At 59.8% G+C, this 25,485-nt stretch carries 21 protein-coding genes; 12 read left to right on the top strand and 9 right to left on the bottom strand.

Going from position 1 to position 25,485, the window contains the following annotated elements; all coding sequences use genetic code 11:
- Nucleotides 1-213 precede the first annotated feature (213 nt).
- Nucleotides 214-387: a DUF6026 family protein gene (locus LOY70_RS13585; protein ID WP_185045780.1), complete on the top strand. Its 174-nt coding sequence runs from the start codon at nucleotides 214-216 to the stop codon at nucleotides 385-387.
- 373 nt (nucleotides 388-760) lie between these two features.
- On the top strand, nucleotides 761-2,500 hold the full coding sequence (locus LOY70_RS13580) for a phosphoethanolamine transferase CptA (protein ID WP_265037485.1): 1,740 nt from the start codon (nucleotides 761-763) through the stop codon (nucleotides 2,498-2,500).
- A gap of 546 nt (nucleotides 2,501-3,046) precedes the next feature.
- On the opposite strand, the gene LOY70_RS13575 is transcribed toward LOY70_RS13580, so the two are convergent.
- The 4 genes from LOY70_RS13575 to LOY70_RS13560 all read right to left on the bottom strand — a co-directional run bounded on the left by LOY70_RS13575 (nucleotide 3,047) and on the right by LOY70_RS13560 (nucleotide 6,036).
- Nucleotides 3,047-3,541: a GNAT family N-acetyltransferase gene (locus LOY70_RS13575; RefSeq protein WP_025213419.1), complete on the bottom strand. Its 495-nt coding sequence runs from the start codon at nucleotides 3,539-3,541 to the stop codon at nucleotides 3,047-3,049.
- A gap of 63 nt (nucleotides 3,542-3,604) precedes the next feature.
- Complete coding sequence (gene zapE, locus LOY70_RS13570; protein ID WP_265037481.1) at nucleotides 3,605-4,726, bottom strand: cell division protein ZapE; 1,122 nt, start codon at nucleotides 4,724-4,726, stop codon at nucleotides 3,605-3,607.
- A 200-nt stretch (nucleotides 4,727-4,926) separates the two neighbouring features.
- Entirely contained in the window at nucleotides 4,927-5,268 is a 342-nt protein-coding gene (locus LOY70_RS13565) for a nuclear transport factor 2 family protein (protein ID WP_025213417.1), read from the bottom strand.
- Between the two features lie 51 nt (nucleotides 5,269-5,319).
- Nucleotides 5,320-6,036, bottom strand: a complete 717-nt coding sequence (locus tag LOY70_RS13560) for a helix-turn-helix transcriptional regulator (RefSeq protein WP_265037479.1) — start codon at nucleotides 6,034-6,036, stop codon at nucleotides 5,320-5,322.
- Between the two features lie 262 nt (nucleotides 6,037-6,298).
- Here LOY70_RS13560 and LOY70_RS13555 point away from each other — a divergent pair, with 262 nt between their 5' ends.
- Entirely contained in the window at nucleotides 6,299-6,769 is a 471-nt protein-coding gene (locus LOY70_RS13555; protein WP_265037477.1) for an LEA type 2 family protein, read from the top strand.
- Here the strand turns inward: LOY70_RS13555 and LOY70_RS13550 are convergent, their stop codons facing one another.
- Nucleotides 6,770-7,693 carry a carbon-nitrogen hydrolase family protein gene (locus LOY70_RS13550; RefSeq protein ID WP_123416816.1) on the bottom strand — a complete coding sequence of 308 codons (924 nt, stop codon included), beginning with the start codon at nucleotides 7,691-7,693 and terminating at the stop codon, nucleotides 6,770-6,772.
- 86 nt (nucleotides 7,694-7,779) lie between these two features.
- Between LOY70_RS13550 and LOY70_RS13545 the strand changes: the two genes are divergently transcribed.
- On the top strand, nucleotides 7,780-8,688 hold the full coding sequence (locus LOY70_RS13545; RefSeq protein ID WP_265037475.1) for a LysR family transcriptional regulator: 909 nt from the start codon (nucleotides 7,780-7,782) through the stop codon (nucleotides 8,686-8,688).
- A 3-nt stretch (nucleotides 8,689-8,691) separates the two neighbouring features.
- Here LOY70_RS13545 and LOY70_RS13540 read toward each other — a convergent pair whose 3' ends face one another.
- Complete coding sequence (locus tag LOY70_RS13540) at nucleotides 8,692-8,946, bottom strand: hypothetical protein (protein WP_025213412.1); 255 nt, start codon at nucleotides 8,944-8,946, stop codon at nucleotides 8,692-8,694.
- Between the two features lie 160 nt (nucleotides 8,947-9,106).
- Here LOY70_RS13540 and LOY70_RS13535 point away from each other — a divergent pair, with 160 nt between their 5' ends.
- On the top strand, nucleotides 9,107-9,424 hold the full coding sequence (locus tag LOY70_RS13535; RefSeq protein WP_123341339.1) for a DUF883 family protein: 318 nt from the start codon (nucleotides 9,107-9,109) through the stop codon (nucleotides 9,422-9,424).
- A gap of 65 nt (nucleotides 9,425-9,489) precedes the next feature.
- Here the strand turns inward: LOY70_RS13535 and LOY70_RS13530 are convergent, their stop codons facing one another.
- Nucleotides 9,490-10,521 carry an Ldh family oxidoreductase gene (locus LOY70_RS13530; protein WP_265037471.1) on the bottom strand — a complete coding sequence of 344 codons (1,032 nt, stop codon included), beginning with the start codon at nucleotides 10,519-10,521 and terminating at the stop codon, nucleotides 9,490-9,492.
- Between the two features lie 224 nt (nucleotides 10,522-10,745).
- On the opposite strand from LOY70_RS13530, the gene LOY70_RS13525 reads away from it, so the two are divergent.
- Nucleotides 10,746-15,581 carry a dermonecrotic toxin domain-containing protein gene (locus tag LOY70_RS13525; protein ID WP_265037469.1) on the top strand — a complete coding sequence of 1,612 codons (4,836 nt, stop codon included), beginning with the start codon at nucleotides 10,746-10,748 and terminating at the stop codon, nucleotides 15,579-15,581.
- A 179-nt stretch (nucleotides 15,582-15,760) separates the two neighbouring features.
- Nucleotides 15,761-16,765 (top strand): FecR family protein, encoded by a 1,005-nt coding sequence (locus LOY70_RS13520; protein WP_265037467.1) that lies wholly within the window; start codon nucleotides 15,761-15,763, stop codon nucleotides 16,763-16,765.
- Between the two features lie 49 nt (nucleotides 16,766-16,814).
- On the opposite strand, the gene LOY70_RS13515 is transcribed toward LOY70_RS13520, so the two are convergent.
- Nucleotides 16,815-19,163: an acylase gene (locus tag LOY70_RS13515; RefSeq protein WP_265037465.1), complete on the bottom strand. Its 2,349-nt coding sequence runs from the start codon at nucleotides 19,161-19,163 to the stop codon at nucleotides 16,815-16,817.
- A gap of 300 nt (nucleotides 19,164-19,463) precedes the next feature.
- Here LOY70_RS13515 and LOY70_RS13510 point away from each other — a divergent pair, with 300 nt between their 5' ends.
- Nucleotides 19,464-19,844, top strand: coding sequence for a fe2+ zn2+ uptake regulation protein (locus LOY70_RS13510; RefSeq protein WP_265037464.1), 381 nt, complete (start codon nucleotides 19,464-19,466; stop codon nucleotides 19,842-19,844).
- A gap of 9 nt (nucleotides 19,845-19,853) precedes the next feature.
- Here the strand turns inward: LOY70_RS13510 and LOY70_RS13505 are convergent, their stop codons facing one another.
- A complete protein-coding gene (locus tag LOY70_RS13505) occupies nucleotides 19,854-20,042 on the bottom strand; it encodes a hypothetical protein (RefSeq protein ID WP_265037462.1) in 189 nt (62 codons plus the stop codon).
- An 89-nt stretch (nucleotides 20,043-20,131) separates the two neighbouring features.
- On the opposite strand from LOY70_RS13505, the gene LOY70_RS13500 reads away from it, so the two are divergent.
- From LOY70_RS13500 to LOY70_RS13485, 4 genes are all read left to right on the top strand, one after another.
- Nucleotides 20,132-20,341: a hypothetical protein gene (locus LOY70_RS13500; protein WP_265038262.1), complete on the top strand. Its 210-nt coding sequence runs from the start codon at nucleotides 20,132-20,134 to the stop codon at nucleotides 20,339-20,341.
- Nucleotides 20,342-20,654: 313 nt separating this feature from the next.
- The gene (locus LOY70_RS13495) at nucleotides 20,655-21,890 is read left to right on the top strand and encodes an MFS transporter (RefSeq protein ID WP_265037460.1); all 1,236 of its coding nucleotides are present in this window, start codon (nucleotides 20,655-20,657) and stop codon (nucleotides 21,888-21,890) included.
- Nucleotides 21,891-21,919: 29 nt separating this feature from the next.
- Nucleotides 21,920-23,047, top strand: coding sequence for an acyl-protein synthase (locus LOY70_RS13490; RefSeq protein ID WP_265037458.1), 1,128 nt, complete (start codon nucleotides 21,920-21,922; stop codon nucleotides 23,045-23,047).
- 1 nt (nucleotide 23,048) lies between these two features.
- Nucleotides 23,049-25,460, top strand: a complete 2,412-nt coding sequence (locus LOY70_RS13485; RefSeq protein ID WP_265037456.1) for an acyl-CoA reductase — start codon at nucleotides 23,049-23,051, stop codon at nucleotides 25,458-25,460.
- Nucleotides 25,461-25,485: the final 25 nt, after the last annotated feature.

The following is a 25,485-nucleotide window of genomic DNA, read 5'->3' as shown; positions in this document are numbered from 1 at the left end:
AGGTTAGTCCAGAGCATTGCTGCATAGTTTCCGGGTAATTCGAGCGATCACAAGGGGTAACGCTCAAGATCCGGCCGAAGACACAGCGACCATGAAAAATAAAAAAGTTCCAATCACAGGCAAAAGAAATCAGAATCGGCGCCGATAGTAGAGGTGTCGACCAAAAAGCTGGCGACATCTCTATAGTTGATGTAGCCATTTGCGAGGTGAGCAATGGGCCCTGTCGTTACCGCACGTCCTCCCCAAACCCTTTATGTGACCATTCGTCGCGACGAATTACGCTTACTCAAGGAAGAGCGTGATCTACTGCTTGATGAAGTGATGCAGTTGCGCATGCAGTTGCAACACGCACAGCTCCCCCACCAAAGCCAGGCGCTGGCCCGGTAACCGCGCCCCAGAGGCACGGCATCAGGAAGTGACCCCGGCTACATCGGTGTCACTTCCCTGTAAACCCGACCGGTACGCTCGTGACAGAGGGCTTATCCCTCTACTTTGACCGCTTGACGGTCTCGAGCCTGTGCGTTCGGCCTGCCAGACAGATCGGCGATCTTAGGTTGCCGCGCAACCCGACGGGGATAAATCCCCTCACCCCAGACAAATTCCCCTGGTGATTCGCCTCCGAGTCATCTTTTGTTGCAAAAAACTCACAAAGTTTTCACACCCCTACCGCGATACTCCCGGCCTTTTAAAATAGTTCGGCGTATGCCTATGGACGCCAATCGGGCGCCAAAGGCTTCGCCAATGAAGGCTGGAGCGCTTGATGAGTTTGTTCAAACGCAGCAAAACGACTGCGAAAAGTTTCGACTGGGCCGGATTCGGCTGGCTGTTTCTGTTTTTCTGGTATTTCTCGGGCATTACCCAGTTACTCATTCTGCTGACCGACACCTCCGGCTTCACGGGGTTTCGCCAGGCGTTCGTGATGAGTGCCGTGTGGCTCGCGCCTATGCTGCTATTCCCCGCCCGTACGCGCGTACTCGCCGCCTTGATCGGCGTGGTGCTGTGGGCCTGCTCCATGGCCAGCCTGGGTTATTTCTTCATTTATCAGCAGGAGTTTTCCCAAAGCGTCATCTTCATCATGTTCGAATCGAACGTGTCTGAAGCTGGCGAGTACATGACTCAATATTTTGCCTGGTGGATGGTCGCCGCCTTCCTGGCCCACACCGCTGTCGGGTACTGGCTCTGGACTCGTCTGCGTCCGGTGTACTTGCCCCGCGGCCAGGCACTGGTGGCAGCGGTCGTGATCATGGTGGCGGTGGTCGGCTATCCTCTGATCAAGCAAACCCTGCGTACCGGCACCTTCGCCGGCGGCCTGGAAAAATTCGAAGATCGCATCGAACCCGCTGTGCCATGGCAAATGCTGGTGGCTTATCGTCGCTATGGCGAGCAGTTGGAGAACATGCAAGGCATGCTGCACAGCGCCAGCAAGATCAAGCCCCTGAGCAACCTCAAGGACACCATGGCCAACCAGCCGGCAACCCTGGTGCTGGTGATCGGCGAATCCACCAACCGCCAGCGCATGAGCCTCTACGGCTACCCGAGGGAAACCACACCGGAGCTGGACAAGCTCAAGGACCAGCTCTCGGTTTTCGACAACGTCATCACCCCGCGCCCCTACACCATCGAAGCCCTGCAACAGGTGCTGACATTCGCTGACGAAGAGAACCCGGACCTGTACCTGAGCACGCCATCGGTGGTGAGCATGATGAAACAGGCTGGCTACAAGACCTTCTGGATCACCAACCAGCAGACCATGACCAAGCGCAACACGATGCTCACGACCTTCTCCCAACAGGCCGATGAGCAGGTCTACCTGAATAACAACCGCAACCAGAACGCCGCGCAGTACGATGGCGACGTGATCGAGCCGTTCAACAAAGCCCTGGCCGACAGCGCCCCGCGCAAACTGATCGTGGTGCATCTGCTCGGTACCCATATGAGCTATCAGTACCGGTATCCGCCGACGTTCAACAAATTCACTGACCGCCAGGGCGTTCCGGCAGGCGTACGTGACGATCAAGTCGCGACCTATAACAGTTACGATAACGCGGTGCTGTACAACGATTTCGTGGTGTCCAGCCTGATCAAGGACTTTGCCAAGACTGACCCGGATGGTTTCTTGCTGTATCTGTCGGACCACGGTGAAGACGTGTTCGATTCGGTGGGCCATAACACCCTGGGCCGCAACGAAGCCAAGCCGACCGCGCCGATGTACACCATTCCATTCATGGCCTGGGCCTCGCCAAAATGGCGCGAAACCCACGACTGGAACTTTGCCGGCGACCTGTCACGGCCCTATAGCAGCTCTCACCTGATCCACACTTGGGCAGATATGGCGGGCTTGAGCTTTGATGAGCTGGACCGTAGCAAGAGCCTGGTCAGCGATGACTTCAAGGCTCGGCCACTGTTGATTGGCAATCCTTATGAAACCCAGCACAAAGGGTTGATTGATTTCAGCTTGATGAAGCCTAAGGCGCCGGTGGCTGAGGTTGTGCAGAAATAGCCGGGAGCACCTCGCCTGGGCCTCCTGTGGGGGCCAGCTTGCTCGCGAAAGCGGAGGGTCAGTTTGTGGTGATGTTGGCTGTGCTGACGCCATCGCGAGCAAGCTCGCTCCCACAGTTTTTTTGTGTCGTGTGCAGATGCTGTGAACACCCGCAACTCCATGTGGGAGCGAGCTTGCTCGCGATAGCAGTGGTACAGCCACATAGATGCTGGACATACCCCCGCTCTGCTTTGCTTTAGATCTTGATCTTGATCTCAACGCCCCATTAACCACGCTGGCCGAACGCAGGCATTGCGCAGTGGGCATCCCGGCATGGATGCCGGGATAGCCGCGCTGGGCCATGGATGGCCCTTCGCGGCGGCCCACGGAGCAATGCCTGCATTCGGGCATGCCGAGCCTAGGCGAGGCACCGAGTGGTGGGGCAAAAGCGCTTTGGTTACTTTCGCGCTTTTCGAAAGTGACCCGCCGTAAGGGCGGAACCGCCAGCCGCCGTTACCGAAAAAACGGATATATACACAAACCTAACAGCCCAAAAGCATCAAACTCTCAAAGCGGCTTCGTCCAAAACAGCATACGCCCATGGGCCGGGTCAAACATGCCCGCGGCAAAACCGAACTTGGCATAACTCCCCTGGGCCACGGCATTACCTTCAAGCACCTCCAGGGTAATCTTGCAGCAACCGCGCTGACGGGCAATGTCCTCGACCTTTTGCAACATCTTCTGGCTCAGCCCGAGCCCGCGAAAAGCCTTCATCACCGCCACATCGTGGATATTGACCAGCGGCCGGCAGGCAAAAGTTGAAAAACCCTCGAAACAATTGACCAGCCCCGCTGGCTCGCCATTGACGAACGCCAACACACTAAACGCATGGGGGCGCTTGGCCAGCTCCTCGGGCAGATGCAGCAGCACCTCCGCCGGCAGCGAATGACCACCCCCCATCGGATCCTCCGCATAGCCATTGAGCACATGACAGATCGCTTCAGCGTGGACCGGGTTGGTGTAGCTGGCTTGCAGTACAAGGATGTCCTTGGCTTCTTCCATGACCTTCCATCTCACTTCGATAATACCGACGCCCGAGGCTGTCGGCGGGATACGGGATACAGGTCAGTTGGGCTGACCAAAACGTTGCAATTGCATTTCCTGGAGGCGACTGAGAGTACGGCGAAACGGGAATTGCAGATAGCCCTCGGTGTACAACTCATCCATCGGCACCTCGGCCGACAGGTACAGCGGCACCTTGCGGTCATAGCATTCGTCGACCAGGGCGATGAAACGCCGTACGCCGTCGTCGTGAACCGACAGCTGCGGCAGCTCGCGATCCCCGGCCACAACCCGCTCGACACCGTCTTCCGTGCCACGGGCAATGCGCCCTTCGCGCTGCTCGGCACTCAGGTTGGGCACGTCACTGAGCAGGATGGCCTTGAAACGGTCGCACAGGGCCATGAAATCCAGGGCCGAGAACGGTTGCTCGCACAGATCCAGGTAACGGCTCCAAAGCACCGCGTCACTGGCCTGGATCGGCCCAATCAGGCGATGACCGACTTCAATCGGCTCGCTGCTCAGCTTCTGTCCTGCTGTCAACTGGCTGAAGACATCGGCCAACGGGTCGGCCTGCCCGGAATCGCGCAGCCAGTAACGCTGCTGCAACGTGCCCGGGTGCTGGCGGTGGTCTTGCCATCCATTGACCGGCACGACCTGCATGTGCTGCTTGATCGCGGTGATGGTCGGCACAAAGCGTTCACGGTTGTGGCCGTTGGCATAAAGCTGCTCCGGCGGCAGGTTGGACGTGCTCACCACCACCATGCCTTGCTCGAACATCACCTGGAACAGACGGCCGAGAATGATGGCATCGCCAATGTCGCTGACAAATAATTCGTCGAAACACAGCACCCGTACCTCTCGGCTCAATTCCCGGGCCAGGGCTTGCAAGGGGTCCGGCGTGCCGGTGAGCTGGAACGAGCGCTGGTGCACCCAGGCCATGAAATGATGAAAGTGCTGGCGGCGAGCCGGCACCTTGAGGCTTTCATAGAAACGGTCCATCAGCCAGGTCTTGCCGCGCCCGACCGGGCCCCAGAGGTAAACGCCCTTGATCGACTTGCGGCCCTCGTGCAATGCCTGGTGGCATTGCTCCAGGGCCATGATGGCCAACTCCTGGGCTTCGTCCTGAACGAAACCGTGGTGTTCGATGGCGTGCTGCCAGGCACTCAAGGGAGAGTCGAAAGTCATACGGCCCAGGTCCGGAAAACGAAGGTGGGGAGTATGCCATGTGAAACGCTCAGAAGAACCGTGCAGACTGTGGCGAGGGGATTTATCCCCGCTGGACTGCGAAACAGGCCCATACGGTTTAGGGCCTGACGTCTGCTTCGCAGCCGAACGGGGATAAATCCCCTCGCCACAATGGTGTTCACATAACAGGGTGCAGAACGCTAAACCGAGATATCCAACCGACTGATCTTCCCCTGCTCATCGAGCCGGAAGGTATAGCGCAACTCCAGCGGGCTGCCGGGGAAGGTCCCGGAAATCAGGTTCTGCACCAACACCTTGCCAGTGCGCTGTTGCACATTGAGCACTTCCACCCGTGGCTGAAAACGCCGGGCTGTGTCTTCCATCCATTGGACGATGGCCTGGGTACCGGCCCGATGCTGACCTTCATCGAACACATGGGCATCCTCGGCGAAGAAACGCGTCACCGCCGAACTGTCACGGGCATTGGCGGCCGCAATGTAACCGGCAATGGCCGGGGCCAGGGAAGAGACGGGATTGGACATGGTAAGGCTCCTTGTTTTATCGATCTGGCACCATGCTAGAACAGCCTTGTGTCAGTTTTTGTCAGGAGTGAAGCGCCCGGATTCATCCAATTTCATCAGCTTGAACCAGGCTCGCAGCCAGTCACTGCGTCTGCCGGGATAGCGCTCGCCCTGCTCGGTGGCAGAGGCTATCCGGTCGGTGCGAAAGGTCCGATAGGCGCCGCGCAATTCGCACCAGGCCACCACCACCCGCGCCTCATTGAAAAAGCCCAGGGCCAGCGGCCAGATCAATCGCTGGCTCGGGACTTTGTTCACGTCGGCATAATCGATGTGCAACTTGGCTTGGCTGCGAATGGCCTTGCGGTAAACATTCAGTTCCACCGTATTCTGCGGATAGCCATACCCTGGCGGGCCCGGCAGCACCGTGGGATTGCGCAGGGCGTCCCGGACGTCGGGAGCCAGCACCGCCGCGACCTTCGCCAACGCATCGGCGGCGGCCTTGCCCAACACCTCATCGCCACGCTGATCGACGTAGCGCAAGCCCAGCACAATGGCCTCGATTTCATCGGCAGTGAACATCAGCGGCGGCAGGAAAAGCCCGCTGCGCAACACATACCCAATGCCCGCCTCCCCCTGGATCGGCGCACCCAAGGCCGTGAGTTCGGCGATGTCGCGATACAGCGTGCGCTCGGACACTTTCAGCTCACCGGCCAAGGTCGCCGCGGTGACCGGGCAGCGCTTGCCCCGCAAGACTTGCAGCAACGTAAGCAGCCGAGTAGTACGCGACACGATGGGCGATCCGGAAGGAAAAAGTTGACGCAGATTAGCAGAGGCTGGTGTCAGAAAGTGTCAGGAGCCATTTGCCTTGTTCGGGTCAGAAACAGTGTGGACTTTGTGGTGAGGGGATTTATCCCCGCTCGGTTGCGAAGCGACCGCAAAAGATAGGGCCGCTACGCGACCCAGCGGGGATAAATCCCCTCGCCACAGGGGTATTACGATAGCCTTGAGTAACAGTTCCCCGAGTTTTTCTCCACTTCTTGAGAGTTTATCCATGCGCAGAATCCTCGGCTTGTCCCTATTCCTGATGCTGCTCAGCTTGAGCGCCTGCGCCCTCTTCCCGCACCGTGATCCGCTGAATATCAACGTCGTCGGCATCGAGCCGTTGCCCAGCCAGGAGCTGGAGATGCGCTTCGCCGTGAAGCTGCGTTTGCAGAACCCCAACGAAACCGCCATCGAATACAACGGCGTGGCCCTGGACCTGGAGGTCAATGGCCGTACGCTGGCCTCGGGGGTCAGTGACCAGGCAGGTTCCATTCCACGGTTTTCCGAAGCGGTGCTGAGCGTGCCGGTGAGCATTTCGGCCTTTTCCGTGCTACGTCAGACCCTGGGCCTGAGCCAGACCCAAAGCCTGAATAACCTGCCTTATGTACTCAAGGGCAAACTGGCGGGAGGACTGTTCGGCACCATGCGCTTCGTCGACCGCGGCACCCTCGACTTGCCAGGCTCCGCGGCGACTTGGTGATCAGGCGGTAAACCGCACTCCGGGCCGCGCCCGCTCGTCCACCACCAATTCGAACACGTCCGGCCGAGCGTAATGCCCGACCACGTCATAGTCGTAACGCGCCCGCACCAGTTCATCGGTATCGATTTCGGCGGTCAATAACCCGGCCGAGCCTTTCAGCGGCCCGGCCAGCACGTCCCCCATGGGGCCGACAATCACACTGCCGCCGGCGATCAACGGACGCTCGGCCGGCCAATGGGCGACGTCGATGCCCAATGCCTGTGGCGAGGCCTGGACCTGACAGGCGCTGACGACAAAGCAGCGACCTTCGTGGGCGATGTGCCGCATGGTCACCTGCCACATCTCTCGCTCATCCACTGTCGGTGCACACCAAACCTCCACGCCTTTGGCGTACATCGCGGTGCGCAGCAGCGGCATCATGTTTTCCCAACACACCGCCGCACCCACACGCCCGACCTGGCTGTCGATCACCGGCAAGGTCGAGCCGTCACCCTTGCCCCAGATCAACCGCTCAGTGCCGGTGGGCATCAGCTTGCGGTGTTTGGCCACCAGGCCGGCCTCGGGCTCGAAGTACAGCGCCGTGCAGTATAGGGTGCTGCCGGCTCGTTCAATGACGCCCAACACCAGACTCGCCCCGGTACGGGCCGAAAGCCCGGCCAGCGCCTCGGTCTCGACGCCGGGTACGTCAATGGCATTGGCAAAGTAACGGGCAAACGCCTCGCGCCCCTCCGGAAGGCGATAACCCAACTGAGTGCCGAACCCCTCTCCCTTGGGATACCCGCCCAGCAGGGCTTCGGGCATCACCACCAGACGCGCACCCGCTTGGCGAATGGCGTCTTCGTAGGAAAGGATCTGCGCCAGGGTCTCGCCTTTGCCGCCGGGCAGCGAGCCGATTTGCAGGGCGGCCACAATGGATTTGGGCATGGTCTTTCAACTCCTTGATCATCAGGTGTTGCTGATTCTCAAGTGTCGACCGATCATGAATAAAGCCCCAAACGCTGCTAAATGATATGAACCTTATGAATATCGCTGACGTCGACCTCAATTTGCTCAAGACCTTCGAAGCCCTGCACGACGAATCCAGCGCCAGCCGCGCCGCGTTGCGCCTGGGTGTAACCCAGTCGGCCATCAGCGCAGCCCTGCGCAGGCTTCGAAACCTCTATGACGATCAATTATTCGTGCGCACCGGGCGCGGCCTGGCGCCGACATTGCGGGCCAACCAGCTAAAACCGGTGATCAGCGATGCCTTGGACAAATGTCGCCAGAGCCTGGCGATGGTCGATCCGCACGTCAGCCATTACGAGGGCCGTTCGGTCATCGTTGGGCTGTCCGACGATTTCGAGATCGCCCATGGACGACGCTTGATCGAGGAAGTGGCGCGACGTGCGCCGGGCCTGCGCTTGATTTTTCGCCAGACCCACAGCCAGATCGTCGGCCGGGCCCTGATGGAGCGCAGTCTCGACCTGGCGATCACCGCGGGTGGTTTCGCAGAACGATTGCTCAGCCGCCAGGTATTGGGCGAAGGGGACTATGCCTGCCTCGTGGATGCGGCCAGCCTGACGGAGGGCCAGCAGAGCCTGTCCCTGGAAGCGTTCGTGGCGCGTGAACATTTGCTGGTGTCGTCGGGTGGTTTCATTGGTATCACCGACGAGGGACTGGCCGGGCTTGGCCTGAGCCGGCGGGTGTGCGCCTCGACGACCCATTTTGCCGCACTGCCGTTCCTGCTCAAGGGCAGCCAGGCGGTGGCGACCATTCCAGCCCATGCCGCCCGGGCCATCGCCTCGCTCAGCGGCCTGGCATTGCTGCCCTGCCCCCTCGCCTTGCCGCGTTATCCCATCGAATTGGGGTGGAGAACCCACACACAAATGGACCCGGCCGTGGGCAAGGTTCGCGAGGCCATTGTTGCCACCTTCACGTAGGGTTTACTTGTTGGCGGCCATCAGGCGATTGACTTCGCTGCGCACCATGTTGGCGTACTCCGGCGGCGACATGCCGTCCAGCTCGGCGCGCACCCACTCAGACCACTTGCCCTTGCGCTTGGAGCGCTCGCCAAACAGCCGGGCAGCATCGCCCTTGGCCTTGCCCAGGTTGTTTTGCCACAGTTCAAAAAGTCGGGATTTTTCGTCTTCCAGCGCGGCGCGCTCGGCCAGGGGTCTGTCAGCCAGATTGAAACTCATGGGAATTACCTGTTGCGTAAATAGGCGCCATCTTACACCTTGCGGAGAAACGGCTTAACCATGATTTATGAAGGGGTGTGCTGTCAGCGCCACATGCTGCAACTTTTGCACGCGCGCGACACTCCACTGTTCACTGCCATCATCACCAAGGAGTACCTCAATGGCTCGCAAAAGCACCGTGCAAGCAAACGGAGAGCAAATCAAGGATCAAGCATTCAGCGAACTGAAGGCATTGATTGAAGAATCGGAAAAGCTGCTCAAGAGCAGCGCTTCGCTGGTTGGCGAAGACGCTGAAAACCTGCGAGAGCAGATCTCCCAGAAACTGCAACAGGCCCTGGATTCGGTCCATGACGTTCGGGAGCGCACCCGGCCGATGGTCGACGCCACTGAAGTCTATATCGGCGGTCATCCTTGGCAAACCGTGGCGATTTCCGCCGGTTTCGGGCTGGTGGTGGGTTTGTTGCTCGGACGGCGTTAAGCGACATCCAGAAGGACGGTTATCCGTGGCGAGGGAGTTTGCTCTCTCGCCACGCATACAATTGCTCACTGCCCAGCCAGCTCCCGCAACTGCACCAACGTCTGTTCATCCAACGCAATCCCCTGCTCATTGGATTTGCTGCGTTCGCGATGCCGACGATCCCCCGGCAACCGCCGCAATCCGACACCATGCATCTGCCTGACCAGCTCCTGGCTACGCTCGGCAAAGCGCTGGCCGGCGACCTTGCTCGGGTCGATCACAATCAGTAACTGGCCGGTCCACGGCGTCTTGGCCCCGGGATGGTTGTTCCAGTCGAATTCGAAGGAAAAATTGCCGCCGGTCAGGGCCGCGGCCAGCAGTTCGACCATCATCGACAACGCCGAGCCCTTGTGCCCGCCAAACGGCAGCAGCGCCCCGCCTTCGAGAATCGCCTTTGGATCGCAGGTCGGCTGGCCGAGGCTGTCCACGCCCATGCCCGGTGGTAACAATTCGCCCTTGCGTGCAGCGATCTGGACGTCGCCATGGGCAATCGCGCTGGTGGCCAGGTCGAAGACAATCGGCTCGCCGTCGGCCCGTGGCGCGGCGAAGGCAATGGGGTTGGTGCCAAATAACGGACGGTCCGCGCCATGGGGCACCACACAGGTCATGCTGTTGACCACGCTTAACGCCACCAGGCCTTCGTAGGCAAACGGCTCGACATCCGGCCAAAGGGCGGCGAAGTGATGGGAGTTGCGAATGGCCAACACCGCAATCCCGGCGCTGCGGGCCTTTTCCACCAGCAAAGGACGCGCGGCGGCCAGGGCTGGCTGGGCAAATCCATTACCGGCGTCCACCGCCACAAAACCTGACGCGACGTCTTCCACCACGGGGACGGCCTGACCGTTGACCCAGCCGCTCTTCAGTGTCGAGACATAACCCGGGATACGAAACACCCCGTGGCTGTGGGCACCGTCGCGCTCGGCTCCAGCGCAGTTCGCGGCCAGGGTCCGGGCGACTTCGAGCGACGTGCCATGGCGCAGGAAAATCTTCTCCAGCAGGCTCACCAAAGCATCAAAGGACAGGGTTGACGAACCAGCATGATCGGATAGCGCAGACATCTGAAGCTCCAGAGTGATTGTTGGAGGTAGCAACAGCGTAGAAACCAGCCCAGTGATTAAACACTGCTTCATCGTGGGAGCAAAGCCTGCCCGGTGCTCAGCCTGACAGGCTTGCAGTCCTGTGTGCGGTAACTATGTACCACCTTGGCTCATTCGTCGTTTCTTAGTCTGGTCGCTTCATCCACGGGTGTCCCGCCTTGCGGCGCCCCGATCGAGAAGCAACGATGACCACTGAGACTACGCCACTCTTATTTCCCGCAGTACTGGCCGCCAAGCGCCTGGACGAGTTGACCGAACCCCATGAGCTGACCCAGGCCGACCTCGATTGGCTGCATCACACGTCCCTGTCCAGCCATGCCCTGCGCGCCGCACAGACACCCGCGATGTGCGTCGAAACGATTCTCCTGCAAACCGAGGGTAAAGCCCCGATCCCGCTGGCCGGCTGCTTTACCCTCAGCGCCTTGCCGAAGACCGCCGGATCAGACACCACACCTGCGTTCCTCTATACACCTCTGGGTGGCCTCACAAAATTCGACAGCCCGGCCTCTCTCGATAAGCAGGTTGAGGCCATGCTGGCCAACCCGACAGAGCGTGACGACCTGTTTCGACTCCTGGCGATCTCCCAGCGTGCCGAACTGAACAGCACAAACACACTCACAAAGACCCGGCAGACCATCACCGGTGATGTCTTCAAAAGCCAGGTCGAGTCCATTGAGCACGCGCAAAATCTCAATGCCGTGGCCATGGTGGATGAACTGATCAAATTGCCCTCGCTGACCTCGATGCTCGACGAGGTGTTGAGTGAAGTGCTGTCAAACTTTGATCACAAGCAGGCGCGTGTGACATTCAGCACCGGTGTCAGCATGGGCGATCCGAAGGCACACCAGGTGACCAAGAACCTGTCGCTGGCCGATGCGGTGCTGGTGTACTTCCACAATCAGGGGCGGCCCTCCGGGCATGACGTCGATTTCATTCACCCCGGGATAAACGTATCCCCCCAGAATACCCAGCAGTGGGAAAGCATCTTGAGGAGCACCGCTAGAAACCTGATTCCCAAGCTCAGCCACTGCCTCGGGAGCTATTGGGATGCCATGGGGCCTTTCCATATTTCTCGCCGAAAGTTTCTTTCCCAGGTCATCCAGGATTCGCTGCGGGCAACCATTCTGATCCAGCGGGAAAAAAGGCAACTGACCGAAACGCAAAGCCGGGAACTGCTGCGGCTGTTCAGGCCCTCCCGGGTGGACGAACCGCTCCTGTTCATTGAAACGGTTCGTCTCTGGGAATATGAACCGCTTTACGTAGAGCTCGCCGGCACCTTGATGATCAGCGGCAAGGGCCACTACCTCTACACCCCCAGCCATGGCCTGCAGAAAGTGGACAACTATCTGGGTTTCAAGGATGCGCTGCTCGATAACCCACACGACGCCGCTCGTAAAGAAGCGCTCTATAGCCTTCTGAGCCTGGAGGAGCGCAACCGTTTCCTGCGCCTGGACGAGCCTAGAATGTCGGGTAAATCGGTGGGTTGGCCGGTCTCCGATTCCTTGGCTGGCGCCATCATTGGCAAACAGTTGGAAAACCTGCATTACGCTCTGGAAATGTCCCGCCAAGGCGAGGTGAACATCCACGCCCTCGTCGACAAAGCGCTGGACATACGTGCCTTGATCAACCGGAGCCTGTTGAATCAGAAAACCAATGGACACTGGGGCACGCAACCGGCTTTTTACGGGAATCTGCGACCGTCCAACTTCCTGGCCGATACGCTGGAGAGAAAGGTCAAGAGCTATGCCAGTGTCGCAGACGCCTTCAATAGCGAGTTCTTGCAGCTGCCGCTGTCCAATGAAGTTTCGTTGCGTCACGAACTGAGGGGCCTGCTGCCCAAACTGACCAATGTTTTTTCCCTGGGGATGCGGGCGGAGGCCGAGCTCAGGGAGCTCAATGAAACCTTGCCGCCAGCCGCCCGCGATCTCATCAGCAGCGTTTTCGCCTACGACCCCGCCTACCCGGACCGCAAGCAACGCATGGGGGTCAAAGGCTTTCGCCCCGATGTCTATGCGTTGAAGCTGGCCGGTACCGCAGACGGTGAAACAGTCTCGCTACCCCTGGCCAATTGTTTCCTGTTGACCGAGCGCGGCGGGTTGGATACGCCTTATTCGGGCCTGGGAATCCTATGGACGCCCGCCGATGGCCTACAGGTTTTCGGCTCCGTCGAGCTGGCCACGCAGCACTTGAACCGGCACCTGCTCGACTCTCGCAAGCGCTTTGGGCTGCTCGCCAACCTCACGCCCACGCAACGCAAGCCCCACAGGCGTTATCAACTCGAGGCGTTCGAGCTGATCGAAGACAACGTGCTGCTCGACCGGGCGCACTCGTTCCTCAAACACTTCGAGGCCGAGCAAGGGTATTTGCGCACTTTGAAAGCCGGAGACTGGCAGCTGACCGGGGCGGCCCTGACCAAAAGCCTTGAAGCGTTACGCCAGAAAGGCGCTCCTACCAACCTGACACGCGCCGCACGGATCGCCCAGGCCATCCGGTGGCAACAGAAACTGCCCGCCTGGCTCGGCACGGCCGCCCTTGAAGATCAACGTCTGCATATTGATCTGCTTGAGCAATACAAAAAAAGCGTGGGCGATGGCGAGGATTACCTGGACGGTATCGAACCCCTGCGTGCCTACGTGAGTAAAAAACTGAAAGCACTGTTGACCACGCGCTTCGCCGCGAAAAACCTCGACCCCGAGACGATCCAGATCACACCGAACCTTGCCCTGGCCGGCCCCGCCAGCACGTTGACCGATTTCGCCCTGAATCATGTCAAGGTCATGCAAATAACTGGTTTCAACGTGTCCTCGACCACCCGGCAAAAGCTGCCGGACGGCTTGAACGAGGCGGCTGTCCGACAAATGTTGCTGTCCCTGGATATTGCGACGATTTATCAAAAAAAAATGCAGGAGCAACTGTCCGGCACCACCGCCGAGGGCCAGCAAAGACAGCAGCGTTTCCGCCGCCAACTGCCCTGGCAACTGTTGCAGTACGCCCATGCACGGCATCTGCAGCAGCATCTTTCGCCGACGGCGTTTGACTTGATTCGCCAGGTGCTGGACATGCCGGATGCCATCGCTCGCCAAGCGGTCGAAGGCGCCAACGCGTTGATTCGGCCACTGGAGCTGATCAAGACCGGGGGCTCGGCGGCAATCAAGGCACTGGGGCTTTACCTGATCGGGTCGAGCGCCGACGCCAAGGCCCCCCATGTCTTGTACTCGCCCTACCATGCAGGCCATTGCTTTGCCGAGTTTAAGGATGAAGCGAGCGTTGTGGCGGCATTCAATACGCCGGGAGCCCTTCAGGACTTGCTGATTCGCCGACTTCCCGAGAATCAGCGGGCCACCTTCAAAAGCCTGTTCGCCTCGACGGCCGGGTCTCTATCGGAGATCACGCTGGCCTCGAATCCGATCAGGACGAACCTGCTCGATACGTTGTTCAACGACAACACAACGCTGTTGTCAGACATGTTTGCCACGCAGACCGACAAAAACAACCCGTTCGACTGGGAAACGGTCCTGCATCTGTTCAGTACCGGCGTCAGGCTGGTGGGCAGGCAGCTGCCGGGCAAGCTGGCGTTTATCGAGACGCTCTGGGAAAGCTATCAGGACTTCAAGGCCTCTGCCGAATCCCTGCAACAGCATGATTGGAAAGCAGGCCTGCACGATTTCATCGCCGGCGCCGCTGAAATGGTCTCACTGGGGCTATTGAACCCCGACGATACATTCGGCCTGCTGGCGCCGGTCGGTCCTGGCTCGCAAAACACCCCTGCGGCCACTGCGGGCCATTGGAAAGACATTGCCTCCACCGCCCCGACGCGCACTAACCTGCAAGTCTTCGAAGCCACCGGCGTCAGCCTCCACGACCTGCAGAAAAACCCAATCGACGGAACCTATAAGTCAATCGAGTCCGGCAAGCTCTACGCCCATGTTGCCGGTAAAGTCTTTCAGGTGGCGAAAACCAGTCAGGCCTGGCGCGTTGTCCATGAAGACGCAGAGGGGCCGATACTGCAGCGAACACCGGGCAGCCAGGACTGGACGATTGCCCCGCAGCGACAGACCATTCGCTATGGCAAGGTCATGTCGACGCTGGCCAACTCATACAGCGACTACAAGGCTTCGCGATCCCTTAATATCGAAGCCCGGGGCATGGCGGAAATACGCCGCAAATACCCTCACTGCGCCAATGCCATCGTGCAGGCCCTGGAGACGGCGCGCTATTACTCTTGCAATGCCCTCCACAACCTCGCCCAAGTCAAACGACAAGTACCGTCGGGCTCTCGGCTGGATACTTTCCTGAAGGCATTCTTTGGTGTCGACAAGGTCGATGCCAGTCTGATCAGAAAAATAGATACCGCAGTTTCCCCCATCTGCCAGGCATTGGCTGATCCATCCTGGGAGTTGCTGAACGCGAACCGCATCGTGATCGGCGACCTTAAAGAGGCCGACGATACGGCGACAGCATTTGTACTTGAACCTGACACAGCCGGAAGAATTTATCTCACGCAGTTTTTCTTCGACGTGGGCCTGGATCAGTACAAGGACCTCGTCCCGGACACCTTTAACGTCGATGCCCATGCCCAGGCAGCGACCCTGATCCACGAAATCACCCATCAGCTTTTCGATACGTACGATATCGTCTACCTGGAATCGACCCTGCCTTTCCTGGACCTGATTTCGACCGCCACTCATGTGGGACAAGCGAAATATGACCATCAAAAAAAACAGCAAGCCAATGGGCTTTCGTTAACCACGTCACGCTCCAGGCTATTTATGGGATGGGATAGCGAAGCCCAGGTACTCAAGGGCCTGGAGCATCTTCCCGGGCTCAAGGCCACCGCCAGGGAAATCCTGAAATTGACCGGCGCCAAGACCATGGACGAAGCACGTGATACGTTTCTGGATCCCAACCTGCCGGACAAACGCATCGACGTCATGCTTCGAAACGCTGATTCCCTGACGCTGCTTATTTGTGAGGTGGGGCGCCAGCTCGACCCGCCATCCTCTTCAAATACCTCGTATTAACGACGCTCGCTCAAGGCGTTGATCTTTTTTCACGACATTTATGGGAGGCTACAGCGACGACATATCGGTGTTCGAGCCTTTGACCGAAAAAAACAGGCTCATTTGATGTGCAAACGCCATGATGGTTGTTCTCGGCAGGTCATGCCGAAGGTTAGAATGCGGCAAACCAGGAAGAGTCAATGACCGAACCTACACTCTCGGAAGCCGAATACGACGCCATTACCGATGCGGCCGCCCATTGGTGCATGCGTTTGCATGCGGTGGACTGCACGGAAGCCGAACGGCTGGCGTTCAAGCAATGGCACGACGCCAATCCGTTGCACGCCTTCGAATACGAAGCCATGCTGGAAATCTGGGCCGTTGCCGATCATCTGCCCCGGGTCGAAACGGCGGTCCCGGCCACTCCAGCGTCCCGGCCTCGGTCGCGCTGGAGCCGGTTGGCTGTCGCGGCGACGGTATTGGCATTGGGCTTGCCCCTGGCGGCGTTCACGGGCTGGAACCTGGGTTGGGTCGCCAATTCGTACCAACACTTCGAAGCCGGCGCGAGCGTACGCCACGTCACCCTGAGCGACGGCAGCCAGGTAGAACTCAACCTGGGCAGTGAGCTGGTCTATGCCAACTACAAAAATGAGCGCCGGGTTACGCTGAAAAAGGGCGAGGCGTTTTTCGACGTCAGCCATGACACCCAGCACCCGTTCGTCGTTCGCGCGGGCCAGGGCCAAGTGCGCGTAACCGGCACGCGGTTCAACGTATGGATGTACCAGGACCAGGTGCGGGTCACGCTGGTGGAGGGCTCGGTCTGGGTGACCAGCAACCAGGCCCTTGCCAGTAACGGCTCACAACTTTCGCCGGGCATGCAGGCGAGTTACAAGACCGGCGACTACCAACCGCAGATTCGCGAGATCGATCCCAATGACAGCTCGCTGGCATGGCGCAACGGCAAGCTGGTGCTGGATAACCTTGCCTTGAGCGAGGCGCTGCCGCTGATCAACCGCTACCTAGATCATCCCGTCATGTTGGCCGATAACAGTACCGGCGCCCTGCGTATCGGCGGTATCTACAACATCAACGAAGTGCAGAACCTTGTGCCTTCGCTGTCCAAGGTCCTGCCGGTTTATCTGACGCGCAACAAGGACGGCAACCCGGTCCTCAACGCTATCGGCCAACAGCCAGCCAATAACTGAAAAAGCCGCCACCCGTTCGGGTCGCGGCTTTTGTCGATGACAACAGCGGTTATTGCGTCACCACCCTGCCCGCCTCATCACGCTCCCGGATAATCAAGGCCTGATAGTTCGGATCGGCCTTGATCTGCTGTTCGGTGAATGGCAGCACACTCCACTGCTTCTTCGAAAAGGCCTGGGTCTGGTCGGCCGAGTAAGGCGATGCCGGGTCGCTGGAGATAGAAAATGCCAACAAGCCCTGGGCCTGGGGGCCTTTGTCGTCAAACGTCACCGTTTGCAAATAGCTGGTACCGCTGACCACCTCCCGCTTACCGTTCGCGCCCGGCACGCTCTGGATCGCGTTATAGATACCAAGCTCCCCCGGTCCACCGTGGATGGGCGTTTGGCGACCACCGCTGCTGGCCACCTGAACATCTTGCCAGCGGCTGTCTTTCGTCAAGCCGGCCGCCTTCACCGCGTCCACCGAGGCCAGCATGGCTTCGCGCAGCGCCTTCAGCACGGGCGCCCGCTCAATCGCCAGGCCTCGGGGGGTATGTTGCGGATCCTTTGGATCGAACGCGACACGCCATGAATCCGGCACAGCCTGCAACCGCTGCATGACGTACTGGAAATGAATGAACCCCAGCCCGCTGTCCAGGCCCGCGGTGCGATCCCAAGCCTTGAGGCGGCTACAGACCTCGAGCAATGACGAGGCATCGAGCCCCAGGTCACCGGCACAAAAACCGAGCAGGTCTGGCATCACTTGGTCAGCCAGGTAAACCTGGTCGTCCATGACCATGCGTTGCAAATCCTCCACCTTCACCGGCCCGCCTTTGGCCAGCTTGCCCAGTCGGTCCAGGGCAAAACGTGAGCGCAGGCCCAGCGGCTGGTCTTGCTGGCTGATCAACGGCGAATAGCCGGACAGAGGTTGCGAAGGGTTGACCATCCAGGCGGAATCGTTGGAATTCTGCACGTAATCGCGGCGCAACAGCTGCGGAAGCTTGTCGGCCGCGTAGATGCCTTTTTGCGCGGCGTTGACATCGATGTCCCAGGCGCATTCACTGCGCGAGCCATCCAGCACGATCATTTTCAGCCCGGCCCTGGGGTCGCTGCACCGGGCCAGCTTGGCGTTATCGACGTTCGGCACTACCGACAGATTCATGTAGAGACTTTGCCCCTGGTCGTCCACCGCCAGGGTATTGACCCAGGGAATGCCTTGGATCTCGTGGACCGCATTCTGCAAGTCCTTGAGCGTGACGGCCTTGTTCATGGCGTACCACTGGGCCAACACCCGATCGTTTTCCAGGTTGGCGTCCCGCAGGCTGTAGGCGAACCGATTATCCCAGTCCAGCCGACCCGGCCATTGCACGACTGGACCAAACTGCGAGCCGTAGACCACGCGAGAAATGGTTTTCACCTGACCGTCGGGTTGCTTGACCTCCACCGAGACTGCTTGCTGGCTCATCGGCACAGACTGGCCATCGAGCAGGTAGCGGGTCGGATCCTTCGGATCGAGCTGCAGCCGGTACAGAGTGAAATGCTTGGAGCTGTCGACGGTGTGGGTCCAGGCCAGGTGCCGGCTGAAACCGATGTTGATCAGCGGCAGGCCGGGCAAGGCCGCGCCCATGACGTCCAGTTTGCCGGGAATGGTCAAGTGCATCTGATAAAAGCGCATGCCACCCAGCCACGGAAAATGAGGATTCGCCAGTAACATCCCGCGACCGTTGAACGAACGCTCGCTGCCAATGGCCAGCGCATTGCTACCGCGCTCCAGCGCGAAACGTTGCTGTCGGGTCGCCGCCACTGCAAAGCTCGACGGTGCCACGCCAGTGAGTGCCGTCGCCTTGGGCGGCTGAGCTCCGGCCAGGGCTTCGGCGAACTGACCGACACCGCCTTCCACCAACAGGCGCCGGGTCAACTTGACCAGGTCCAGCGCCGTGATCGGCCGCACCCACTCGCTCGCGCATTGCTCGGGCAGGCCTTTGGCTTTGCGCTCAGCCAACGCGCGGTTGTAGCCCGCCACGTAGCCTTCGACCAATTGCTGCACTTCAGGCGTCTGGGCCTGCCAGAAGCCGGACACCGCTTGCGGCGTGTTCAGCCAACTGAAAAACAGATCGCTGACGCGGTTCTCCCGCTGTTCGACCGTGACCTGTTCAGGCCCGAAATAACGGGAGCGCTGGCCGTTGACCGTGACGATTTCATTGGCCAACAGGCAAAGATTATCCTGGGCGTACGCATAGCCGATGCCGTAACCCAACCCGCGCTCATCCTGAGCCTGGATATGGGGCACGCCAAAACGGGTGCGACCGATCTCGGCACTGGCCTGCCCTGCATCGCCTTGAGCGCTGGCAACGGGGCTGAGCCCCAGGCTTATCCCAAAAAACACGCCTGCGAGGCCAATCCTCGATAACTGACCGGACATTCTTACGTTCACTCCTGATCGAAACCTTCAGAACCAGAACGGCTGCCGGTACGACATAAAACCCACACATGTGGCCCGCCTGGAAAATCACATGCCGCGTACTGAAGCGGGATGTGCCTTCCCTAAAAACGAACCGGATGAAAAAAAATTAATGGCTTGCCAGCGGCTTTCCGGCGGGGGAATGAGGCGCCTAGACATTTTTTTTACCTTCGGGCCCTCATGATTGATCGTCCTCGTTCGTCCTATTACAGGAGAGCATTTTTTTGACCTTTTCTGATCAGGCTGGTAAGGAGTTTTTGCATGCATGACACGCAATTGCCAATGGACGGTAAGTCAAGATCGACCGGCGTCTCGATGAGCGCCACGAACAGCGTGTTCGGCAGCTCAGCGGAACGAGGCGGCAATGAACAGATCAGGCGTTTGCTCAAAAGCTACGGGCTCAGGACCAGTTTGATTCGCCTCAAAGTCATCGACGCACTGCTCAGGGCCGCCGATGAGGACCGCTGCCTGGGTGTCCGGGGCGTGCACAGTCAATTGCTGGGGCTGGACATTCCATTGTCCTTTCTCAGCGTGCGCGAGGTGTTGAAGCGCTTGTGCAGCGAGGGCGTCGTCACCCTCAATCCCGACAAGAGCTACTGCCTGCACCCCAGCGCCATGAGCGTACTCGCGGCGGGCGAATGAGATCGACGCTCAGGATTTGACCTTGCGCCGCATCACGCCGTTGACCACCACCACGATAACCGCCACGGCAATGGCGATGTATTGAAACAGCTGTTCGCTGATCATGCCGTTGCTCTGCATCCAGGACAGTCCCAGCATGATTGCCAGGACAACGAGGACGATCAGAATCGAGTATTTCAAGCGTTGCGAATGAGTCATTGCCAATTTCCTGAATGTATCCGTTCTGTGTCCGAATGCTTGCCGGGGTCATACCGTGTTTTGGGGTGGCGGGCAAGGATCGGGGTCCCATGGTACAACCGAAGGAGCGCATCCGCGCAACCGCGGCGGTTAATCATGAGAAATTGTGTATGTTTCATCGCATGACCCTGTTGCTTCCCCTGCTGGCCATCCTGATCTTGAGTGGCTACCTCTTTTTCCCTCACGACAGGGAGCATGGTGGTCCGCATGATCGCCATGGTGGTCCGGGTTTTGACGTGCACCGCCAGGGGTTTCGCTGACGACGCCAGCTGACACGCATTAACGTCCAAGACGCCTGATACCGCTACCAGGCGGCATACCCATCCGAATAATCCTGACATCCAAATAGAAAGATCCGCCTCTTGGCTGGCATTTTTCTTACAGCAATCAGTCATGTTTCATTCGCAAACACCGGGCAACACTTCTTGCAACCAAAAAACCAACTTTTTCGGCAACAAAAACTCAACTCTTGAAACATCAGGTCAAGAGTACCCACCACACGTTCTGAATCACACCCACGTATTCTCGAATAAGAAGTACTGACCTTCTTAACGAAAACTAACGCTGGGTACTATGCAAAACTTGCCGACCGCTCTCTCGTCAATACGATTCACAGGCTTTTGCCTGGCGATCGCCTTATTCGAACTATTAACTTATATGGCCAGTGATCTGGTCATGCCTGCCATGCTCGCGGTGACCCAGGAACTCGATGCGCCTGCGGACCAGATTCCCCATGCCTTCAATCTGTATCTGTTGGGAGGCGTGATGTTGCCTTGGCTGATCGGTCCCTTGTCGGATCGCCATGGCCGTCGCCCGTTCATGCTCGTCGGTTGTGCCGGGTTTGTATTGGCGTGTGCAGCGATCACTCAGGTCACCGACATGCAGGGGTTCAATGGGCTCCGCTTGATCCAGGGCATGGGCCTGGGCTTCGTGATCGCGGTCAGCTATCCCGCCATACAGGAGATGTTCTGCGAAGCGGATGCCGTGAAGGTCATGGCGTTGTTGGGCAACCTCGCGCTTCTCTCCCCCTTGCTAGGGCCGTTGCTGGGAGGCGTGTTGTTGCAATGGCTGTCCTGGCGCGAGCTGTTTGTACTGCTGGCCGGTCTTGGGTCGGTGAGTTGGCTGGCCTTATGGAAGTTCATGCCGCAAAACCCCGGCCCGGCGCACTTCCCCGGCCAATCGCCGGTACTGGAGCCGGTCCAGTTGCGCAGGCTGATCAGGCGCTATGGCGCGCTGCTGGGCCAGGCCGGATTCATGGCGGCCAGCGTGGCGCTGGGCCTGATGAGCCTACCGCTGATCGCCTGGATCGGCCTGTCACCCCTGCTGCTGATCCAGGGCCTGGGCCTGTCACCGCTGGTGTATGGGCTGTGGCAGATCCCGGTTTTCGCCGCCGTGATCCTCGGCAATCTCTTGCTCAACGCGTTGGTCGGCCGACTTGGCGTACGCGGTGTGCTCCGCTACAGCCTGTGGCCCTTGTGCACCGGCCTTATCGCACTGGTGGCGGCCAGCCAGTTTCACCTTTCCCTCCCCTCCCTGGTCAGCGGCCTGTCGCTGTACGCCCTAGGGCTCGGCATGGGCAACGCGGCGCTGTATCGCTTGGCCCTGTTCGCCAGCGACGACAGCAAAGGACTGGTCTCGGCCATGGTCGGGATGATTTCCATCGCCGTGATGAGCGCAGCAGGCTCGCTCCTGGCGCTGTTAGGTGCCGGGGCAAATCTGGAAGCGTTTGCCTTGATGGCCGGCATCGCCGGGCTCAGCTGTCTTGTTGCGTTGCGCCTGTTCATGTCGCAACCGGTCCCTCACGTTTGAATTCGCCGCCCCCTGAGGAAAGCTACCCGATGAGTCACTTCCCCTACGCCGATGCGCTGTGTGCGTTGCCCCAGCCCTACAGCCCCGAATCGATTCCCCCTGGATTGTTCGATCGGGCAATGGCTGAGATCAGCCTGTTCCATAGCCACCACACCCCGGGCTACGAAGACTGGCTCAACGCCAACGGCGTCGCTGCCCAAGACCTGGAGCATTTGACTGACTGGTCGCTCCTGCCACCCATCTATGCCAGTTACTTCAAACAGCGGATGCTACTCAGCCCGACCGCCGAGAACGCGCTGGAGCTCACGTCCTCCGGCACCAGTGGCCAGAAAAGCCGCATGCGCTATGACGAGCGCAGCATGGCGGCGGCCCAGGGAATGGTGGCGCGCATCTTTGACCACTACGGCTGGACCACCAATGACTCGCCCTGTAACTACCTGCTGTTGAGCCATGAGCCGGAGCCGGCCAATCGTCTCGGCACGGCGTATACCGATCAGTTCCTGTGCCGTTTCGCCCCGGCCAATCGCGTCGTTTATGCCTTGCGACACACTGGAAAAGCGCATGAATTCGACATTTTCGGCGTGATCCGCGCCTTGCAGGAATTCGCCGAAGAAGGCCTGCCGGTCAGGATCTTTGGCTTTCCAGCGCTGCTATGGCATGTCCTTGAGCGCATGGCGGCCACAGGTATAACGGACTTGAAACTGGCACCCGCCTCGCTGGTGTTTCTGGGGGGCGGCTGGAAAAAACAGGCGTCCCAGGAAATGCCCCGCCTTCAGGTCTATGAACGCATCACCCGACAACTGGGCATCGAGGCCCATCGGTGCCGCGACGGTTACGGCGCCGTCGAGCACGCAGTGCCCTACATCGAATGTGCGCACCATCGGTTTCACGTGCCGATCTATTCGAAAGTCTTCGTGCGCCATCCCTCGGACTTCAGCGTCCAGCCCTTCGGCGAGGCCGGGTTGTTGTCCTTCGTTTCGCCTTACATCTCTTCCAGCCCCGCCCATGCCGTGGTGATGAGCGATCTGGCGACCCTGCACCCCGCCGACTGCGAGTGCGGCTCGGCCACTCAATGGTTCGAGCTGCATGGCCGGGCTGGCACCAGCGCCAGCCGAAGCTGCGCCATGGCTGCCGCCGAACTGATCAAGGAGGATTGATATGTATCTCATCAATGGCCTACTGCACACGAACCTGACGTTCGATCAGGCGCTTGATCGCCTGCAAGCACAATTGCCAGCCCTCCTGGCCTCGGCGCCCCCTAGCGACAGGGTGCTCGATTGCGCCGAGGCGTTCGCTCAGAAACTGCGATGCCAAGGGCAAGTTCCGATCCTCGATGAGGATCAGCGCCAGGCGCTGATTGCCTTTTGCGAACGCAAGCACCTGAGCCTGAAACTCGAGCGGGAGCTGGGGCCCGACCCGCGCTCGCTGCGGCGAATCGACTATCACGACGGCCCGTTCGAAAGCTGGCAGCCCTTGGGGCTGGTGGTGCATGTCACGCCGGGCAACGCACCGCTGCTGGCATTCTGTGCGGCATTGGAAAGCCTGCTGGCGGGTAATATCAACTGGCTGCGACCGAGCACCCGCGATGGCGACCTGACGGCGCGGTTGCTGGCGGCTTTCCTCGATTGCGACCCCACTGGCCGACTGCGCGATTACCTGGCGGTGTTGCCGGTGCCTTATCACGAGAACGGCCGTCTCTTCGCCCTGGCCCAGGGTGTCAGCGCCTGGGGTGGCGAGACGGCGCTCAAGGCCATGCGCGAGCAGATTCCAGGCGGCTGCCGCTGGATCGACTGGGGCCATCGCATCAGCTTCGCCTATGTCACGCCGCACGCCGCCAGCCCGCAAGCGCTGGATAGGCTGGTGGACGAAATCTGCGTGCTCGATCAACAAGCCTGCTCCAGCCCGCAATGGCTGCTGGTGGACAGCGACGAGCCTGCTCAAATACAGGCATTGGGCAACGCCCTGGCCGCTGCATTCGAGCGACGGGCCGGACAGTGGCCCGCCTTGGCGACCACCGCCGCCGAAGCCTGCGAGATCACTACCCGAACGGCATTGGCCCGGCTGGACCAGAGTTTCGCCGGACAGACCGGTCAGGTCTGGGCGGGTGATGGCTGGCGCATCCTCTGGGAACATCACCGCGACCTGTTGCCGTCGCCGCTGTTCCGCACGCTGCTGTTACGGCCAGTGCCCCAAGGGCTGCTCACCGAAACCCTGCTGCCGTGGCGAAACGTATTACAGAGCTGCGCACTGATCTGTGAACCGGAACAGGTCCCGGGGCTGGCCCGCCGCCTGATCACCGCCGGAGTGACCCGCATTGCGCCAATCGGAGCCATTCAGCAGGGCTATGACGGCGAACCTCACGACGGCGTCTATGCGCTGCAACGCTTGAGCCGCCGGGTGTCGGTCGGCCTTGAGCCGGGCGTCGCGAGTCATCGCGTGACGCTGGATGCTCCCCCTGCGGCGCTGTCGGTTTGTGCCTCGACACCGATCATGGACAAGGCCGCCTTCCTCGCGCTGCCCGCGGCCCCCCAGGCGCAACTGTTTTTCCGCTCCGGTGGCAGCAGCGGCATCCCCCTGCTGTCGCCGTTCAGCTATCGCGATTTCGACCGCCACATGCGCGCCGCCGCCGACGGGCTGCGCGCTGCGGGGCTGGATCCGGCCCGGGACCGGGTCATGAATCTGTTTTATGGCGGCAGCCTCTACGGCGGCTTTTCCAGCTTCTCGAAAATACTCGAACAAATGAATGTCGTGCACTTCCCCATGGGCGCACCGACCGATGATGACTACCACGAAATCGCTCAGATGATCGCCACCCATGGCGTCAACACACTGGTCGGTATGCCGAGTACCTTGCAGCGTCTGTTTTCCAGCCAACGAACCCTCCTGCAATCCTACGGCGGCGTTCGCAAAATTCTGCTGGGTGGCGAGCACCTGGGACAAGGCGCCCGCCAGTTGCTTGAGGATTGTGGGGTCACCCTTATTCGCTCAGCCATTTACGGCAGCGTAGATGCCGGTCCCTTGGGCCATGCCTGCGCCGCCAGTGGCGATGGCGTCTTCCATCTCATGGATGACATCCAGCACCTGGAAATCGTCGATCTGGAACAGGACATCGCGGTGGGTGCAGGGGAAACCGGGCGCCTGCTTTTCACTTCCCGCGTGCGTCAGGCGCAGCCCCTCCAGCGCTATGAGGTCGGCGATTGCGGCCGCTGGCTGGCGGCGCCCTGCGCCTGCGGCCTTGAATCACCCAGGTTCGAGCTACGTGAGCGTCACGGCCGCCTGGTGCGCATCGGTACGGAATTCATCAATACCCGGGAGCTTGCCGAACTTGCGCAAGTGGCGATTCAAATCGTGTTGGACTACGACAAGAGTGGCTGTGAACGCCTGCTGATTCGCGTCGATGGCGACGCGCAAACAGTGCGGCGCAAAGTGCTCGGTCTTCTGCCGTTGTCCACTTCAGTCGCTGCTGCACTGCTGATACTGGAAGTCCAATCCTGTCCGGCCGAACATTTCGAACATAACAAACACAGCGGCAAAGTCCCGCTGGTGATCGACTCCAGAATATCCGCCTGATTGTTTATTTGCCTGTCAATCAATA

This window comes from Pseudomonas sp. B21-054 (genome assembly GCF_026016345.1).
Classification (GTDB): domain Bacteria; phylum Pseudomonadota; class Gammaproteobacteria; order Pseudomonadales; family Pseudomonadaceae; genus Aquipseudomonas.
The sequence above is the reverse complement of the archived record's forward strand: the minus strand, read 5'-3'. Positions and strand labels throughout refer to the sequence as shown.

Bases quoted from the DNA above. Each gene is read 5' to 3' on its own strand.
- LOY70_RS13485 (WP_265037456.1), top strand. From the start codon at position 23,049: ATGTATCTCATCAATGGCCTACTGCACACGAACCTGACGTTCGATCAG.
- LOY70_RS13550 (WP_123416816.1), bottom strand. From the start codon at position 7,693: ATGCCCAAATCCATTGTGGCCGCCCTGCAAATCGGCTCGCTGCCCGGC.
- LOY70_RS13545 (WP_265037475.1), top strand. From the start codon at position 7,780: ATGAACCTTATGAATATCGCTGACGTCGACCTCAATTTGCTCAAGACC.
- LOY70_RS13580 (WP_265037485.1), top strand. From the start codon at position 761: ATGAGTTTGTTCAAACGCAGCAAAACGACTGCGAAAAGTTTCGACTGG.
- LOY70_RS13490 (WP_265037458.1), top strand. From the start codon at position 21,920: ATGAGTCACTTCCCCTACGCCGATGCGCTGTGTGCGTTGCCCCAGCCC.
- LOY70_RS13530 (WP_265037471.1), bottom strand. From the start codon at position 10,521: ATGTCTGCGCTATCCGATCATGCTGGTTCGTCAACCCTGTCCTTTGAT.
- LOY70_RS13515 (WP_265037465.1), bottom strand. From the start codon at position 19,163: ATGTCCGGTCAGTTATCGAGGATTGGCCTCGCAGGCGTGTTTTTTGGG.
- LOY70_RS13495 (WP_265037460.1), top strand. From the start codon at position 20,655: ATGCAAAACTTGCCGACCGCTCTCTCGTCAATACGATTCACAGGCTTT.
- LOY70_RS13500 (WP_265038262.1), top strand. From the start codon at position 20,132: ATGGTACAACCGAAGGAGCGCATCCGCGCAACCGCGGCGGTTAATCAT.
- LOY70_RS13525 (WP_265037469.1), top strand. From the start codon at position 10,746: ATGACCACTGAGACTACGCCACTCTTATTTCCCGCAGTACTGGCCGCC.
- LOY70_RS13510 (WP_265037464.1), top strand. From the start codon at position 19,464: ATGCATGACACGCAATTGCCAATGGACGGTAAGTCAAGATCGACCGGC.
- LOY70_RS13585 (WP_185045780.1), top strand. From the start codon at position 214: ATGGGCCCTGTCGTTACCGCACGTCCTCCCCAAACCCTTTATGTGACC.
- LOY70_RS13535 (WP_123341339.1), top strand. From the start codon at position 9,107: ATGGCTCGCAAAAGCACCGTGCAAGCAAACGGAGAGCAAATCAAGGAT.
- LOY70_RS13555 (WP_265037477.1), top strand. From the start codon at position 6,299: ATGCGCAGAATCCTCGGCTTGTCCCTATTCCTGATGCTGCTCAGCTTG.
- LOY70_RS13540 (WP_025213412.1), bottom strand. From the start codon at position 8,946: ATGAGTTTCAATCTGGCTGACAGACCCCTGGCCGAGCGCGCCGCGCTG.
- zapE (WP_265037481.1), bottom strand. From the start codon at position 4,726: ATGACTTTCGACTCTCCCTTGAGTGCCTGGCAGCACGCCATCGAACAC.
- LOY70_RS13565 (WP_025213417.1), bottom strand. From the start codon at position 5,268: ATGTCCAATCCCGTCTCTTCCCTGGCCCCGGCCATTGCCGGTTACATT.
- LOY70_RS13575 (WP_025213419.1), bottom strand. From the start codon at position 3,541: ATGGAAGAAGCCAAGGACATCCTTGTACTGCAAGCCAGCTACACCAAC.
- LOY70_RS13505 (WP_265037462.1), bottom strand. From the start codon at position 20,042: ATGACTCATTCGCAACGCTTGAAATACTCGATTCTGATCGTCCTCGTT.
- LOY70_RS13520 (WP_265037467.1), top strand. From the start codon at position 15,761: ATGACCGAACCTACACTCTCGGAAGCCGAATACGACGCCATTACCGAT.